This window comes from Bartonella sp. AA56HLJMS, assembly GCF_042197145.1.
Taxonomy (GTDB): domain Bacteria; phylum Pseudomonadota; class Alphaproteobacteria; order Rhizobiales; family Rhizobiaceae; genus Bartonella.
Genome location: NZ_JBHIRL010000015.1, coordinates 1 through 13,901 on the forward strand (window position 1 = coordinate 1; position 13,901 = coordinate 13,901).

General features: G+C 36.3%; 24 protein-coding genes. 10 read left to right on the forward strand and 14 right to left on the reverse strand.

The genetic code is table 11. The features are described from left to right. Window positions 1–112: 112 nt before the first annotated feature. The 4 genes from ACFINI_RS07625 to ACFINI_RS07640 form a co-directional block, all read right to left on the reverse strand. Window positions 113–643 carry an antA/AntB antirepressor family protein gene (locus ACFINI_RS07625; protein ID WP_375629830.1) on the reverse strand — a complete coding sequence of 177 codons (531 nt, stop codon included), beginning with the start codon at window positions 641–643 and terminating at the stop codon, window positions 113–115. A gap of 561 nt (window positions 644–1,204) precedes the next feature. Next, window positions 1,205–1,795 (reverse strand): antA/AntB antirepressor family protein, encoded by a 591-nt coding sequence (locus ACFINI_RS07630; protein WP_375647349.1) that lies wholly within the window; start codon window positions 1,793–1,795, stop codon window positions 1,205–1,207. A gap of 323 nt (window positions 1,796–2,118) precedes the next feature. Beyond that, entirely contained in the window at window positions 2,119–2,700 is a 582-nt protein-coding gene (locus ACFINI_RS07635; protein ID WP_375647354.1) for a hypothetical protein, read from the reverse strand. 3 nt (window positions 2,701–2,703) lie between these two features. Beyond that, on the reverse strand, window positions 2,704–3,018 hold the full coding sequence (locus ACFINI_RS07640; RefSeq protein WP_375627954.1) for a hypothetical protein: 315 nt from the start codon (window positions 3,016–3,018) through the stop codon (window positions 2,704–2,706). A 351-nt stretch (window positions 3,019–3,369) separates the two neighbouring features. Between ACFINI_RS07640 and ACFINI_RS07645 the strand changes: the two genes are divergently transcribed. Then, on the forward strand, window positions 3,370–3,552 hold the full coding sequence (locus ACFINI_RS07645; RefSeq protein WP_375647358.1) for a type II toxin-antitoxin system HicA family toxin: 183 nt from the start codon (window positions 3,370–3,372) through the stop codon (window positions 3,550–3,552). A gap of 20 nt (window positions 3,553–3,572) precedes the next feature. Next, window positions 3,573–3,995: a HicB family protein gene (locus ACFINI_RS07650; RefSeq protein WP_100131245.1), complete on the forward strand. Its 423-nt coding sequence runs from the start codon at window positions 3,573–3,575 to the stop codon at window positions 3,993–3,995. A gap of 3 nt (window positions 3,996–3,998) precedes the next feature. Here the strand turns inward: ACFINI_RS07650 and ACFINI_RS07655 are convergent, their stop codons facing one another. Together ACFINI_RS07655 and ssb are read right to left on the reverse strand one after the other, a co-directional pair. Then, window positions 3,999–4,541, reverse strand: a complete 543-nt coding sequence (locus ACFINI_RS07655; protein ID WP_375647362.1) for a hypothetical protein — start codon at window positions 4,539–4,541, stop codon at window positions 3,999–4,001. 10 nt (window positions 4,542–4,551) lie between these two features. Next, window positions 4,552–5,004, reverse strand: coding sequence for a single-stranded DNA-binding protein (gene ssb / locus ACFINI_RS07660; RefSeq protein ID WP_375647366.1), 453 nt, complete (start codon window positions 5,002–5,004; stop codon window positions 4,552–4,554). A gap of 301 nt (window positions 5,005–5,305) precedes the next feature. On the opposite strand from ssb, the gene ACFINI_RS07665 reads away from it, so the two are divergent. Together ACFINI_RS07665 and ACFINI_RS07670 are read left to right on the forward strand one after the other, a co-directional pair. After that, window positions 5,306–5,497: a hypothetical protein gene (locus ACFINI_RS07665; protein WP_126603690.1), complete on the forward strand. Its 192-nt coding sequence runs from the start codon at window positions 5,306–5,308 to the stop codon at window positions 5,495–5,497. Window positions 5,498–5,566: 69 nt separating this feature from the next. Then, window positions 5,567–5,995 (forward strand): type II toxin-antitoxin system HicB family antitoxin, encoded by a 429-nt coding sequence (locus tag ACFINI_RS07670; protein ID WP_375633209.1) that lies wholly within the window; start codon window positions 5,567–5,569, stop codon window positions 5,993–5,995. Between the two features lie 48 nt (window positions 5,996–6,043). Here the strand turns inward: ACFINI_RS07670 and ACFINI_RS07675 are convergent, their stop codons facing one another. The 6 genes from ACFINI_RS07675 to ACFINI_RS07700 all read right to left on the reverse strand — a co-directional run bounded on the left by ACFINI_RS07675 (window position 6,044) and on the right by ACFINI_RS07700 (window position 9,347). Further along, complete coding sequence (locus ACFINI_RS07675) at window positions 6,044–6,592, reverse strand: antA/AntB antirepressor family protein (protein ID WP_375633208.1); 549 nt, start codon at window positions 6,590–6,592, stop codon at window positions 6,044–6,046. A 237-nt stretch (window positions 6,593–6,829) separates the two neighbouring features. Beyond that, window positions 6,830–7,177, reverse strand: a complete 348-nt coding sequence (locus ACFINI_RS07680; protein ID WP_375647369.1) for a hypothetical protein — start codon at window positions 7,175–7,177, stop codon at window positions 6,830–6,832. Between the two features lie 154 nt (window positions 7,178–7,331). Further along, window positions 7,332–7,766 carry a hypothetical protein gene (locus ACFINI_RS07685; RefSeq protein WP_375647373.1) on the reverse strand — a complete coding sequence of 145 codons (435 nt, stop codon included), beginning with the start codon at window positions 7,764–7,766 and terminating at the stop codon, window positions 7,332–7,334. Then, on the reverse strand, window positions 7,750–8,865 hold the full coding sequence (locus ACFINI_RS07690) for a hypothetical protein (RefSeq protein WP_375647377.1): 1,116 nt from the start codon (window positions 8,863–8,865) through the stop codon (window positions 7,750–7,752). The genes ACFINI_RS07685 and ACFINI_RS07690 overlap by 17 nt, the downstream gene beginning before the upstream one ends. Then, a complete protein-coding gene (locus ACFINI_RS07695; protein ID WP_375647381.1) occupies window positions 8,855–9,199 on the reverse strand; it encodes a DUF1376 domain-containing protein in 345 nt (114 codons plus the stop codon). Before ACFINI_RS07695 ends, ACFINI_RS07690 begins: the two co-directional genes overlap by 11 nt. After that, window positions 9,189–9,347, reverse strand: a complete 159-nt coding sequence (locus tag ACFINI_RS07700; RefSeq protein WP_375613935.1) for a hypothetical protein — start codon at window positions 9,345–9,347, stop codon at window positions 9,189–9,191. The genes ACFINI_RS07695 and ACFINI_RS07700 overlap by 11 nt, the downstream gene beginning before the upstream one ends. 29 nt (window positions 9,348–9,376) lie before the next feature. On the opposite strand from ACFINI_RS07700, the gene ACFINI_RS07705 reads away from it, so the two are divergent. Next, window positions 9,377–10,261 (forward strand): hypothetical protein, encoded by an 885-nt coding sequence (locus ACFINI_RS07705; protein ID WP_375647385.1) that lies wholly within the window; start codon window positions 9,377–9,379, stop codon window positions 10,259–10,261. Window positions 10,262–10,339: 78 nt separating this feature from the next. Here the strand turns inward: ACFINI_RS07705 and ACFINI_RS07710 are convergent, their stop codons facing one another. Further along, complete coding sequence (locus tag ACFINI_RS07710) at window positions 10,340–10,705, reverse strand: hypothetical protein (protein WP_375647389.1); 366 nt, start codon at window positions 10,703–10,705, stop codon at window positions 10,340–10,342. A gap of 99 nt (window positions 10,706–10,804) precedes the next feature. Further along, window positions 10,805–11,056, reverse strand: a complete 252-nt coding sequence (locus tag ACFINI_RS07715; RefSeq protein ID WP_375647393.1) for a helix-turn-helix transcriptional regulator — start codon at window positions 11,054–11,056, stop codon at window positions 10,805–10,807. Between the two features lie 109 nt (window positions 11,057–11,165). Here ACFINI_RS07715 and ACFINI_RS07720 point away from each other — a divergent pair, with 109 nt between their 5' ends. The 5 genes from ACFINI_RS07720 (at window position 11,166) to ACFINI_RS07740 (ending at window position 13,894) form a co-directional block, all read left to right on the forward strand. Beyond that, the gene (locus ACFINI_RS07720; protein ID WP_375638755.1) at window positions 11,166–11,783 is read left to right on the forward strand and encodes a S24 family peptidase; all 618 of its coding nucleotides are present in this window, start codon (window positions 11,166–11,168) and stop codon (window positions 11,781–11,783) included. A 156-nt stretch (window positions 11,784–11,939) separates the two neighbouring features. Continuing rightward, window positions 11,940–12,314, forward strand: a complete 375-nt coding sequence (locus tag ACFINI_RS07725) for a hypothetical protein (protein ID WP_273790342.1) — start codon at window positions 11,940–11,942, stop codon at window positions 12,312–12,314. A 55-nt stretch (window positions 12,315–12,369) separates the two neighbouring features. Beyond that, on the forward strand, window positions 12,370–12,804 hold the full coding sequence (locus ACFINI_RS07730; protein WP_375627578.1) for an antA/AntB antirepressor family protein: 435 nt from the start codon (window positions 12,370–12,372) through the stop codon (window positions 12,802–12,804). Next, window positions 12,797–13,540, forward strand: coding sequence for a Rha family transcriptional regulator (locus ACFINI_RS07735; protein WP_375647396.1), 744 nt, complete (start codon window positions 12,797–12,799; stop codon window positions 13,538–13,540). Before ACFINI_RS07730 ends, ACFINI_RS07735 begins: the two co-directional genes overlap by 8 nt. A 15-nt stretch (window positions 13,541–13,555) precedes the next feature. After that, window positions 13,556–13,894 carry a hypothetical protein gene (locus tag ACFINI_RS07740; RefSeq protein ID WP_375647398.1) on the forward strand — a complete coding sequence of 113 codons (339 nt, stop codon included), beginning with the start codon at window positions 13,556–13,558 and terminating at the stop codon, window positions 13,892–13,894. Window positions 13,895–13,901 lie beyond the last annotated feature (7 nt).

Below are 13,901 nucleotides of genomic sequence, written 5' to 3' on the forward strand. Positions count from 1 at the left end.
TTTTGATACGTCATGGTGGTGGACGATCAACTTGGTATAGTGCACCTTAATTTTATTGCCTTCTTAACCACCTTCCCATTGTTGAGAACGGGGAGGGGAGATGTGTCTTAAGCTAAGCAGCTTTCACGACAGATCTTTCTAAGACTTGTTTTGCTTCTTTGATTAAAGCTTTATAATGTTTGCTTTCTTCTACCAATGTAAAGGCTTTGACAAGATGCATATGGAGAGGTCCATAAATGTAAACAGCCTTTTTAGTTGGAGACATTTTATCCCAATCTTTTGGGAAAGCAAAACGTATATCATCACAATAATCAACAGATTGGCTTTTTAGTTTCTTTTCACACTCAATAAAGTAACGACGAGCCTGTCGTCCTTTCTCATTGCGTTCAACCATGGAAAGCTCTTTCGCCATGTCTAAAGTGAGATGGTATTCTTTACTTATAACATTTTTACGTTTCTCATTTTTGAGAAACGTAAAACCATAATCTTGATTTTCCAAAAATCCATATTCTTTAATACGGCGTACAATCCAATCTGCAAATTTAGAGTTGACTTCTAAGAACATATATAATTCACGTGCGTTAACAGTTTGAACAGTTTCTTGTCCAATCATTTGTTCTTTAATTTCTATGAGAGTGTTCATGATGAACTCCTATTGGTTAGAGGTTTCTTATTGACATTCCAGAAGAATGCCGGGCGCTAAGAAACACGGCCAATAGTCCGTCGTTACGCTTTCCCCATAAAGAGTATTGTATAGCGTAACCACACCCGACAAGATCTTTATACGCTACAGCATATAATGAGTCAAAATCTTTAATGCTCAGAAGATAGATTGTTTCGGCAATCCATCCGCTATTGGTTTAAGGTGTTTCTTAGGCACCTAATTCGAAAATATATATTAACGCAACAATGTCAAGAATAAAAATAATTTTTATCTAAAAATAATCGCGTACTGTACAGTGTACATATTGAAATTGTTATTTATCAATGTGTTATGTGTACAATGTACAGTCAATTTGAAAATTCTGTCGCTAGCGATAGTTCGCGCTCGTCCGCCCCGCAACGAAGCCAACCCGCTGGGAAGTACCTTTTGCATTGATTTTATTGTATTTTTTCTGGAATAGGAGAGGCATAATTGGCAATCTTCTTTAAATTAATATCCTCCCCACTCTGAAAGCAGGGAAGATGAGATCATATTTTAAAACTAAGCAGCTTTCGTAACAGATGTTGCTAAAACCCGCTTAGCTTCTTTAATGAGGGCTTTATATTTTCTATTCTCTTCATCTACTCTGAAGGCATCAAGAAGACGCATATGAATAGGACCTAAAAGATATAAAACTTTTTCGCCAGCGTTCATACCTTCCCAATAACTTGGCAAATCAAAGCGCGTATCATTATTATAATCAACAGCTTGGTTTTTTAGTTTCTTTTCACACTCAATAAAGTAACGGCGTGCTTGACGTCCTTTCTCATTACGTTCCACCATTGAGAGCTCTTTCGCCATGTCTAAAGTGATGTGATATTCTGTACTTGGACGACCGCCTTTAGGTTTTACTCTTTTTTGAGTAAAACTCACAAAGTCCTGATTTTCTTGGGAGGCATTGGGTTTCGCTAAAATTTTAGCGAAACTTATAAAGTCCTTATTTTCTAGGAAGCCGTATTCTTTAATACGGTTTTTTATCCAATCTCTAAAATTAGAATTGACTTCCAAAAATGTATATAATTCGCGTGCGTTGACGGCTTGAACTGTTTCTTGATCAATCGTTTGTTCTGTAATTTTAATAAGAGTGTTCATAATGAACTCCTATGCAGTTAAAGGTTTTCTATTGACACTCCACAAAGAATGCCGGGTGCTAGAAAACACGGTGCATAGTCCGTCGTCACGCTTTTCCCATAAAGGGTATTGTATAGCATAACTACACCCGACAGATCTATTATACGCATGTAGCATATAATGAGTCAAAGCCTTTAGTATGCGGAAAATAAACTGTTTCGGCAATCTATCCGCTATGCATCTAAGGTGTTTTCTAGGCACCTAATTTAACGATATACGTTTTCCGTGAATCTTGTCAAGAAAGAAAATCTCAGTGTATAGCAAACATAGCTTGAGAACATGATCTAGCCTTTTTTATTAGCAGCGTATTCTTGACGAGAAAGTTGTCTCTGTATGTTTTTGGTTAATCTTTCATTGGCATATTGTGCAATAGCACTTGCAATCTCTGGCTTGGACATCACTTTAGCAATTGAAGGTCCTTCTTGTTTTGCAATGGGGAATTGATCTCCATCCACTCTTTGAAATACATTACCATTCAGCTTTTTTAATTCAACACGCTTTGGAAAACTGCCTCCCTTGATAAAACCATGGGGTAAGATTTCTTTCTTTCCAAACAGTGTGTAAGTTACGCCGCGTTTTGTTTCGTTTACTTTAAAAAATTTAAGAGGTATTGGTGTTCCAGAACCAATGATATCTGTCTCAAGAAACCTTGCTGTCGCCTTTTCTTTAATATAAACACCTCTTCTTATACGCTTTATTTGGGCTGATGAGATGTCTGCAACTTGCTTTTCAGTAAAGCGTTCAACTTGTTTTGCTGCAGTGTTTAGAGCATTACGCAGAGCCCAATTAAGGCGTGGTGCTTGAAGACTGGTGAAGGTATCCTTCACCTGTTGAAGATACCATTTTTGGTGGATGATTAATTTCAACTTCTAAGCCTTTTTTGGGGTAGGTGACTTGGAAGCTTTAGATGCTTTTGGCTGTTCGAGTGGAATTTCCTCTGTCACTGGTTCAGACGATGTTTGTACGGCTTCTTGTTCTATCTGTTTAATTTGTTCAACTTCCTTGTCAGGCTTTATTTTTGTTTTAACATCAACAAAAGGTTTAGCGGCATTTGCACGCTTGAGACGTGCGTAGACTTGATTGGAAATCTCAACAAATGGATTATTGGGAGTTGAAGTTTCAAAACGAACAGTGCTTTTATTATCGCCAACAACACACATTGGCTTGGTGATGATTGCTTTCATCTTCGCTCCTTTTGAGGCAATGAATTAATGACATCATTGGTTACTGAATGGCGTTTGATATGTGCAAAATAGATTAGTCTGTTTTATCAATAAAAACAGTACTTTAAGCCCTCTTGAAAGCTTAAGATTTTATCAAATTTTAGGGGATATTTTTGAATTTTAGACGCAATACAACCAGTGCCGTACTGCCACTAAATACGATTTTTCACGTATTGTCAATAGAAAAATCACGATATTGTGTATTTTTAATTTTTTTGATCAAAACTTAGTATTTTAAAAGCCAATCTTTAATTTTATACAAATAACAACATTTATGTTGTGTTTAAACATTTTAGATGTTATATTATATTTATGAACAGTCAAGAATTAAAAAGATATCTTGCGAAACATGGTTGCAGTTTTACCTCAGGGAAAGGTGGCCATTTGCTTGTAAAACGTGGTTCTAAAAAATCCGTTTTACCTATGCATGGTACGCGGAAAGAATTAGGAACGGGATTAGTTCAAAAGATTCTTAAAGATCTTGACCTAAGGTAAGTCTGAATATGGAGATGTAAATGAAATATGCACTTAAGTTTATCAAAGATGACAATGATACTCTTCTTGTCGTTTCCAAAGACTTTCAAGAATTTATTACCTATGGTAACGACGAAAAAGAGGCTTTGGAACACGCTAAAAATGCCCTTTTAACAGTTATTATGGGGCGTTTCCAAGATCGAGAAGTGGTCCCTTTTGGAGCTCGTGATGCTGCCTATCCTTTTGTTGAAGTATCTTCATTAGTTATTTTAAAAATTGCAATACACAACGCTATGGTTGAAAAGAATTTACGCAAAGCTGATCTCGTGCGTCTTTTAAAACTTCACCCAATACAAATTGACCGATTATTGGATTTAAACCACGCAACAAAATTAGATGCTTTAGAATCCACTCTCATTGCTCTTGGAAAAGAGATCACTATCAATGTTCAAAATGCTGCTTAAAATTTAGCGGTTTTGTATAAAATGTTTATGAAGTGCATTCAGAGCAACATACAGCGAACCGACAAGATGTGGCAGTGATTGATCTTCACTAACAAGATACTGTAGCGCGGCATAAAGGTTGTGCTGTCTATAAAGGCATTGTGCTTCTTTTAGCACCTCTTTCATTGCTTCATAGTAATGAGTAGTTTTTTCAATCCATTGTTTTTTTGCCTCTTCATTTAAAGATGGAGTAAAGTCATCATAAATTGCATTTGGTAAGGCTTTTGCACAGAGATAATTATTTCTCACTTCAAGATATTTTTGTGCAGCATCATATTGGTCTTGATTAATCACACCTTGCAGATAAAGCCGCCCGATATAGGTACCGGAAAGCGGATTTTTAGCCTCTTCTATGGTCAAGCCAAAGCGTTTGGCACGTATTTCTATTGCCAATTTGTCAATGGGATTATGAGGCATTTTTGTCCGTGAAATACGACCATTGGGTTCTCTGATACATCCATTAATACGAGGACGTCCACGTTTTGCATGTTTTTTTCTTTTAGCCATATTTTTTCAATCAGAATGGGACGCCATCATTAAGAGATGCACCATAATTATCAGCACCTGAGGCAATAGCATAATTTTGAGAAGTAATGGGTGAAGGGGTAGGGGATGCCGATTGATCTTTCTTTGCATCAAGCAAATACAATTCACCTTTGAATTGTGGTAAGACAATCTCTGTTGTGTAACGGTCATGCCCATTTTTATCTTGCCATTTGCGTGTCTGTAATTTTCCTTCTATGTAAACCTTTGAACCTTTGTTTAGATACTGAAGTGCAATTTTTGCCAAATGTGGATTAAAAATCACCACGGAATGCCATTCTGTTTTCTCTACTTTTTGATTGGTTTTTTTATCTGTATAGCTCTCAGAAGTCGCTATACTAAAATTGACTATTTCTGCTCCAGAATTCATTGTTTTGCTTTCGGGATTGGCACCAAGGCGCCAGATTAACGTCACTTTATTTAGCATATTTGTAGCCCCATTAGATTAGCAATTTATACATGAAAAATCTTAGCATAATTTGCATATTTATACAATTATTTCAGTTTATTAATAACAGTTTTTTAAGTATTACATTATAATATTGTTTGACAAATTATTTATCAAAAAACCATGTCACACAAATGGCATGGCTTTCTTATTTCTGCTTTTAACTTTTCAATAAATATCCTTTCATTAAGAGTCTGTATCAAACTTTTTTGTTCGATTTATTGTTGACTATCGAACCTTTTTGTGCGATATTCATTTTATGAAAAAAGGGGGAGGCTAAATGAAACGAGAAGCACTGCTTAGAGAATTACGTAAAGAAGCCAGAAAAAGAGGCATTCATTACAGTGAAGCTCCTGATGCAGGCAAAGGGTCACATTATTTGGTAACTTTTGGAGACAAGACAACCGTTATAAAATCGGGTGAATTAACGCCACTTTACGTGAAGATAATAAAAAAACAATTGGGAATATGAAACTCGTATTTCATACGTTTTTAATTTTTCGTTTCAAAAACATTTTGATCATAGTGAGGAGACCTAAACATGGAATATACGTATCAAGCAAAATTTGAAACTGATCCGGATGGTGGTTTTATTGTGACTTTTCCAGATGTACCTGAAGCAATAACAGCTGGAGAAAATAGAGTAGAGGCATTAGAGAATGCTGTTGAAGCTTTAGGGTTGGCATTACGGAGCTATTCTATGCGCGGTCTGCCTTTGCCTACACCACGGCAGTACAAAGACCTTGTAGAAGTTACGGTAGATGCGTGGAATGCTCTTAAGCTCGCAGTGGTAGAAGCCTTTAATGAAGCGAATATTACAAAAACAGAATTGGCACATCGTTTGGGTAAAAAAGAAACAGAAGCAAGACGCATTCTTGACCCCAATTATCCAACTAAGCTTCAAACTTTAGAGCAAGCACTGAGTGTTCTCGGCAAGCAAGTCGTTATTACAATAAAAAACGCGGCTTAACTATCTCCTCGCCTTTGAAGACGAGAAGATAAAATCATGTTTTTAAATCTAAGCAGCTTTTACAACAGATTTTTCTAAAACCTGTTTTGCTTCTTCAATGAGTGTTTTATACTGTTTGCTTTCTTCTACCAATGTAAAGGCTTTAACAAGATGCATGTGGAGAGGGCCATAAATGTAAACAGCCTTTTTAGTTGGAGACATTTTATCCCAATCTTTTGGAAAATCAAAGCGTGTATCACGGTCATTATCAACAGATTGGCTTTTTAACTTTTTTTCACACTCGATAAAGTAACGACGAGCTTGTCTGCCTTTCTCGTTGCGTTCAACCATGGAAAGCTCTTTTGCCATATCTAAAGTGAGATGGTATTCTATTACTGTAACAGCTCTAGATTTTGCGCTTCCCAATTTTGGGAACCGCAAATCTTGTGTTTTTATGAAGTCTTTACCTTCTTCAAATGTATATTGATTAATACGATCCGTAATCCAAGTAGCGAAACGTTTTCCTATTTCCATGAATGCGTGTAACTCACGAGCATTGACCGTTTGCACAATTTCTTGTTCAATAATTTTTTCTGATATTTTAATAAGAGTGTTCATAATATTGGTTCCTTTGTTTTAAAAGTTTAAGTATCCAGGGCTAAAACAACCGAACCAATTCAGTCCTTCACATCTTTAGGTTACCCTTGGACATACATGTGAAGACCCTGGACAAAATTTCTTATGATGGGCAACAGATCTTTCGGGATACTATTGAACCGATTGGTTACAGGTGTTTTAAGCCTGCTTCGTAACCTAATGGCTTTTAAAAATTTGTCAAGTTGTTCCTGATATGAGTTAGCATCTAATCATTGTTTTTTCAGAAGCTTCTGAAAATTTTTTGATCTCTCTGTTGATCTCGTCTATAAGAGGTTCGTAATTGAGAACGCTTTTCGGAATATTCCCACCGTAAACCCATGCTTTTACTTGCGCTTTGGTACTGAAATCCGCATTCTTAGGTGTTTTGTAATACTGACCACCATCAAACTTTTCACACTCTCTTGTGCCGTCTTCATATTCGTAGAGGTTGTAAAAATACTCCTCTGCTCCGTCTCCCCAAGGAACATAACCAACAGCTGTTGCAACAAACTCTTTTTGCATGGGTTGTTTACGCTTTTTTAAGAATAAATGTTTAAAAATGAACATGCTTTAATCCTAATTTTACCAATTGGTCTATTTGCCTCAAATTTGACCGTACAGAGCGTTTTGTATTACAGACGTGGTTTTCATCGTAAAATCTTTAAATCGCTTTGTACGGTACCTTTTTGTCGATTTAAATACATATCCAATCCCAAAATGATCAGCACTTTTCACTAGTTTGCTGTGGACCAAAGCGTTTCATTATCCCACCAATGCCATTTAAAGTTTCTTCAAGCTCTTGCTTGTGAACAAGCGTTAGTGGTCTAAAATGCTCTTTCGCTATTTTTTCTTTGAGTGTTTTCTCACATGTGTTTTCAATTGCTCTACGTACACTTTCGGCTTTTGAAAGAAGGGTATTTTCTAGTGTCTGGCAGTAAGCTAAAAGCTCTCCACAGGTTGGCATGAATGTTTTTGATATCCCAATTGCTTGACCAGTTACGATATCTTCGACGCCCTTTTTCAGAGCATATGACGAAATGCGGTCCAGCATCATGCCATAGGATAAAACGACGGCTTTAGAGTCTGTATTCGCAGGGACTCTCATGCTTGAGAGTAGGAAAGAAGCTTGCTCAATTTGCTTAACTGAAGCTTTCACAGAGAGCAACGCTTGTAGAAGATTGCAAGCATCTAAGGTTTGCTCTTCCTCCTGTTTCGTCAATGTATTCCCAGCTTTCAGCGTCAATGGATACCCCGGACTGATCATTTCCATAATCTTCTCCAGATGAGAGATGATCTCTGAGTTCGTTGAAGCCTTCTGCAAGCTGTTCTGTGAAAGTTTTCTGAGTGAATTTTCCATGATAACCACCTAACCGTTTTTCCTGTTCTAATCTTGCTTTTTTCTTTGCTAGCGTTCCGATAGGGCTTGTGACCCAATTGTACCAAGTCCTTTGCCAATCTCGTTTGTTTGCATTTTTACCTGGGTTTGCTATCCAGTAATTTGTGAACCGTTCGACTTCTAACAGCGCCTCATCATGGGTTAAGCCTTTATCGATTGCGTATTGCAAATTAGGTTTGAAATCATCTGGCAATCGACAACCGCGATTAGCTTTCGCTCGTTTTGCTTTCTTAGGAACGTTTTCTTGCTCGTGAATGGGAGGTTGGTTGTCTGATGAGGTTGTGATTTGCTCTGATGTGGTTTCAACAGCAGCAACCTCTGTTGGCTCGTCAACCAAATCGTTTGTTTCTAAACTTTCAGAACCAATTTCTTTTTTTGCTAATACGATAGTATTAGTTTTTTTATTATATATGTTATTGTTTATGTTAATGTGTTTCATCATGATGTCATCATGACCTCGTGATGACATCATCATGACATCATCATGGTCTTTTGATGAGTCATCTTTATGTTTTTTTCTCTTAGTATTCGCAGCTTTTATAGCTTTTTCTGAAAGTTTATTTAAATTCTCATTGCAATTTTTTAATTCTTCTTCAACATCGAGATTCCATAAACGACCATCTGCTAAACGAATAATATATCCTTCTTCTAGCAAAACATTCAAAGCTGTCTCAAATTTCTTTACTGAATAACCAGTGTAATGAGACAAAACTTTAATGTTACAAAAAAGAGGTTCACCAGTACGAAGCATGCGAAACCGCAATCTCATATAGATATTACCTTCTACAGGAGGTAAATAATCGACAACTACTGCCCACCTATCTGCAAAAAGCCTCGTCCACGGTAATTTACTGGACATTCTCTTTGTCCTCCCTGTGCTTATGCCATGCGATTTCTGATTGTTGATTGTTGTTCTTCAGCTCTTCTTCAACATCTGGACTCCAGATGTGGTTGTCGTCAAAAAGAAAGATGTGTCCAGTTTCAGCTAAGAGATCTAGCGCATCATCAAGCTCGTCAATTGAACAGCGAGCTAATGAGGACAAGGCTCGTAAATTGTTTGTAAGAGGCTTCCCAGTGTATAACATTTTTAATCGCAACCTCATGTAAATATTGCCTTCAGTAGGAGGTAAATCAGCGAGATCAAGAAGCCATTTTTCTACATTAATTTTTATCCATTGGTTTTTATTTGACATTAGTGGTTTCCCCTTCTTTCATTAAATATAAAATTGCTAAAGCATCTGCTTCGTTGTCGTCTTTAGGCGTATGCCCTTTTGCACATATTGCCCAGCCTGTCTTGGTCCCTAGATCAAGACATAAAATGGTTTGTGCGTTAGTGATCATAATCCCCCCTTAAGGCTCTACGTATTTATATGTTTGCTATGACAGAGCGTGTTGTGATTGCCTGTCTTGAAAAAATGTTTATGAAAAAGTATCCTCCCAACGATTCTAAAAAAGTGGGGAGGGGAAAGATGCAAGAATGGATAAAGATATTTCTTACAGGTTTTGTGTCATTTGCTGTGTCGCTTTCTGTAGCGCTTATTTTAAGAAATAAAGACCGTAAAGAAGCAGCCAAAATCCGGAAAGATGATTTAGAAAAAGCTGCAAAAAAACGAGAAGAAGATAGAGAATGGATAAGCAAGCAATTTGCAGAAAGCCAGGAACAGACGATAGCCCTTAAAGAGCAAGCGAAATCGATAAAAGATCTTGCCAAATGGTCAGAAGAAAATATTAGAATTTTGTTACCCCCTTCAAGGAGATACCTAGAGTGGGAAGCGTGCACCGATATAACAGGCCAAAAAAGTGGTCTCTTATACGCTGAGCTCATATTGAAGGTTAGAAATCTAACAAAAAAAGATATTTTAATAAAAAACATACAAATAACGGAACACTGCTCCTTTGAATTTCTTGAAGATGCTTGTCGATTTGATGAGGGGAGGTCTGATAAGTGGCGGTCTGATCTATCAAAAGAAAAAGGTCCTACCGTCATTAAGAGAACAACACCCAAACGCATTTCTTTAGATCCCAAAGAGGTCAAATCGAATGCTACATTATCGTTTACTTTAGATTTATTTCGTATAACTGCTAGTGAGTGCATTGTTCTTTACTTCCAATTAAGCATAAGCGAATCTGAATACAATGCTCACAACATTGTGAATTGTACTCTTGAATACACTTCACCCGAAAATCCAGATGAATTAATCACTGATTATTTCTGGGCGTTAGAAACACCTTACAAACAAATTTATTGCGATTAAACAGACCTATTATGAAGTTAATCCCAAAGATCCGCTTTTAATTAACGACCCTCATTTTTGGGATTAATGACACCAGAATTAAAAAACTTCTCCTGCAAAAACAAAATCCGTCAATCTGGGTTCTTCTTTTTTGTTGATTAAATAATTGATTTTATTATTTAATTCATCAATAACTCTCATCTGTAAATCCAATTTTAATCTTTGTTTATGCAGCGTTTTATTTTTTTGCTTAATTAAAGTGGATAGGTTTTCAAGTACTACTTGCTGTTGTTCAATTGACTTATCTCGCTCTGCAAGAGTTGCTTCATGCCATCTCATCCAACTATCAAATTGTGACTTATGCCATTCTTCTTGTTTTGCAAGAATTTTTGTATGAGTTCTATGTCGTTTTATAAGATCTTCTATGCTACAATCACGATCCGGTATTTGTATAAATTCTTTCACAAACTTATCTCCATTCTCAATTTTCGTATTACAACCTATTGATCTACAAAACTGGGTGTAAATCTTCTTCAATATTCCGTTTCTCATGATCTTTCTTCTTTAAGAATGTGAATGGTGCTGTTGATGTTCATTACTATCTGTAGGAGCGGAAATAAAAGCAGAACTAGAGCTAGAACTATCCTTCAACTTTTGCAGCTTGAGATAATTTATTACGGAGATAGATCCTCTTTTTTCCCACTTGCAAACAGCTGCTTGAGTTACACCAAGCATTTTCGCCATTTCTGATTGAGTCCAATTAAATTTGCCCCGTATTGACTTAGTCAAATTCTTAAAATCTTCTCGTTGATCCATTTACAAGCTCCAATTACAGCTCTGTCTTATTTTATTCATATAATTATAGTTATATAAAGTCAATGAAATTTATCTTTATCAACGATAAAAAAATAAGGTAAGCAGAAGTATGAGTAATAAATCTAATATCATAAGCACATTAAAAAAGATTTTGACCGAATTTAACTTAACGCAAGAAGATGTAGCCAAACGGCTAAACGTAACACAAGCTTCAGTGTCTAAGTGGTTAAAAGATTCTGATCCACGCGGCTCTAATCGAGATGCCATTTTAGAATTATATAAAGAACTAAAAGGGGACAATCACTTAATAACTTTTGTTCCTCTTATGGGGTATATTGGAGCAGGAACACAGATAGATCCAAGTTTTGAACAAATCCCTGAAGATGGTCTTGAACAAGTAGAAATTCCTTTTGCTTTACCTGATGATATGGTTGCTTTTGAAGTTAAAGGAGATTCTATGATACCAGCCTATAAAGATGGAGATATGGTTATCGTAAGACGGCGCCAAATTAAAACAATAGAATCCTTTTTTGGCAAAGAAGCCGTTATTTTAACACATGATAATAAAAGATATATAAAGCAGATTAGCAGGGGAATGAATGGTGAAATAGATCTGCTTTCTTGGAATGCCTTACCTATTAAGAATGTTAAAATTGTGTGGGTTGGAGAGATATTTGCTATTTTGCCAATAAGTTCTTACAGCAAGATGATTCGGACTTATCGCTAATTATCCTCCCCTCTTATTCAGCAAGATATTATAATATTTTTTATAAAAATATAACTTTTTATAATTTTTTGCTTGCTATTTTATAATTATAGTTATATAAGTAATTATATAAACCACGCACAAACAATCGCCAAGAGGCGTTAGGGAGGAAAAATTATGGAAAATCCAATTCTTATAAATTCTGATGAAATCTTATTAGTTGTCTATGATGATGATCAAAACATTGGTCGGTCGGGACCACTGGATGAAAGCCAAGTTCTAAAAATTATTGACGAGGCAGATGATGCAATCCAAATCTTTCGCATCAATCCTTCTGAGAATAATTGTGAAGACATTTCTGAAGAGATCGCAGAAGTATATGTAAAAGAAAATATCGAACATCTCCATGAGGATAGTGAGGTTCATGACTTTGTACGCGAAAGTGATGCTTACCAAGAACTTTTAGACGAGATCGCAGACGAAAAATATAATGATGAGATTTACGGTACTTACGAACAACAACACCGTTTGCGTCCTTGTGATGTGCTTTAAAATCTAAGGGCGTTTTAAAGACGCCCCTTTCAATCCCACCAATATGAGGTCTGTAATGGAAAAGCTTCTTGCTACTCAATACAATATTATTCAGCATCAAAAGGTTCAAACTATTAGCGCTCGTGATTTATATACCTTTTTAGAGGTAAAAACCGAGTTTAGAAAGTGGATAACAAACTGTATTAAAGAACTTAGCTTTAGAGAAGATGTCGACTTTGTACTTTCTACTAAAGAATTATCAAACTCCTCACGTGGAAATCCTTTTAAAGATTATGCTCTCACTTTAGACACAGCAAAACACATTGCCATTTGTGAACCTGGTCTCAAAGGTAAACAAGTGCGTGAATATTTTCTGAAATGCGAAAAAAAAGCAAATTCAAAAATCGATTATTCAAATCCTGAAACATTAGAAGATTTCTTAAGACATCTAAGACAGCAAATTAAGCAGAATGACAATGTTGTCACAGCGAACGGAGTGAAGCATGCGTAATTTTATTACAACATCTGAAAGCAATTTTCAAAACACAACAATTCCAACCATGTCTAGTCGTGAAATTGCAGAATTGTGTAGTAAACAACATAAACACGTTATGCGTGATATTAAGCAAATGCTTGAAGAGTTGCACTCTAAAAGTACTGAGCCCAAATTTGGGCTGAGTGAATTTGTAGGTTTTTACAAAGATTCAACTGGTCGCACTCTCCCTTGTTACAACCTTCCTAAACGTGAATGCCTCATTTTAGTTTCGGGTTACAGCATGACATTACGCGCTAGGATTATAGACCGTTGGCAAGAATTGGAAAAGCAAGCAGTAACACCACAAATCGACTATTCAAGTCCAAAGGCTATGATTGGCTTTTTGAATTACCTACAAGGTCAAATAGATCAAAAAGACACCATCATTGAAGATTTAACACCAAAAGCCATGGCTCTTGAAAGCTTACAGCGCCATGATGGACTCTTTGGTCTTACAGAAGCCGCTAAAATACTTGAGATGCAACCAAAACAATTCATTCAATTCTTACAGAAAAAAGGTTGGGTTTACAGACGAGCAGCAGGTGGAAATTTGCTTCCTTATCAAGACAAAATCCAAAAGAAACTTATGGATTGTCCAACCATCACACTTCAAACCGCAAGTGGAATAGAAAAAGTCATTCCTTGCGCAAAAGTCACAGCAAAAGGAATTGGTGTGCTGTCTCAAGAGCTTAAAAGACAAAGCATGCATTAATTAAGGGATGTAACCATGCAAAAAAAATACGAATTTACTGATAAAATCGATATGATTTATTTGCGTCAATTTTCAAACTTTTTAATTGACAAAATAATATCAGTATATCTATTGTCGAATCAGGTGCTTGAAAAACACCTTAAATGCATAGCGGATGAATTGCCGAAACAGTTTATTTTCCGCACATTAAAGGCTTTGACTCGTTGTATGTTACACGCATATAATGACTTTGTCGGGTGTAGTTACGCTATACAATACTCTTTATGGGGAAAGCGTAACGACGGACTATGCACCGTGTTTTTCAGCACCCGGCATCCTTTATTGGATGTCAATGAAAAATATCTCACTGCATAGGAGTTCA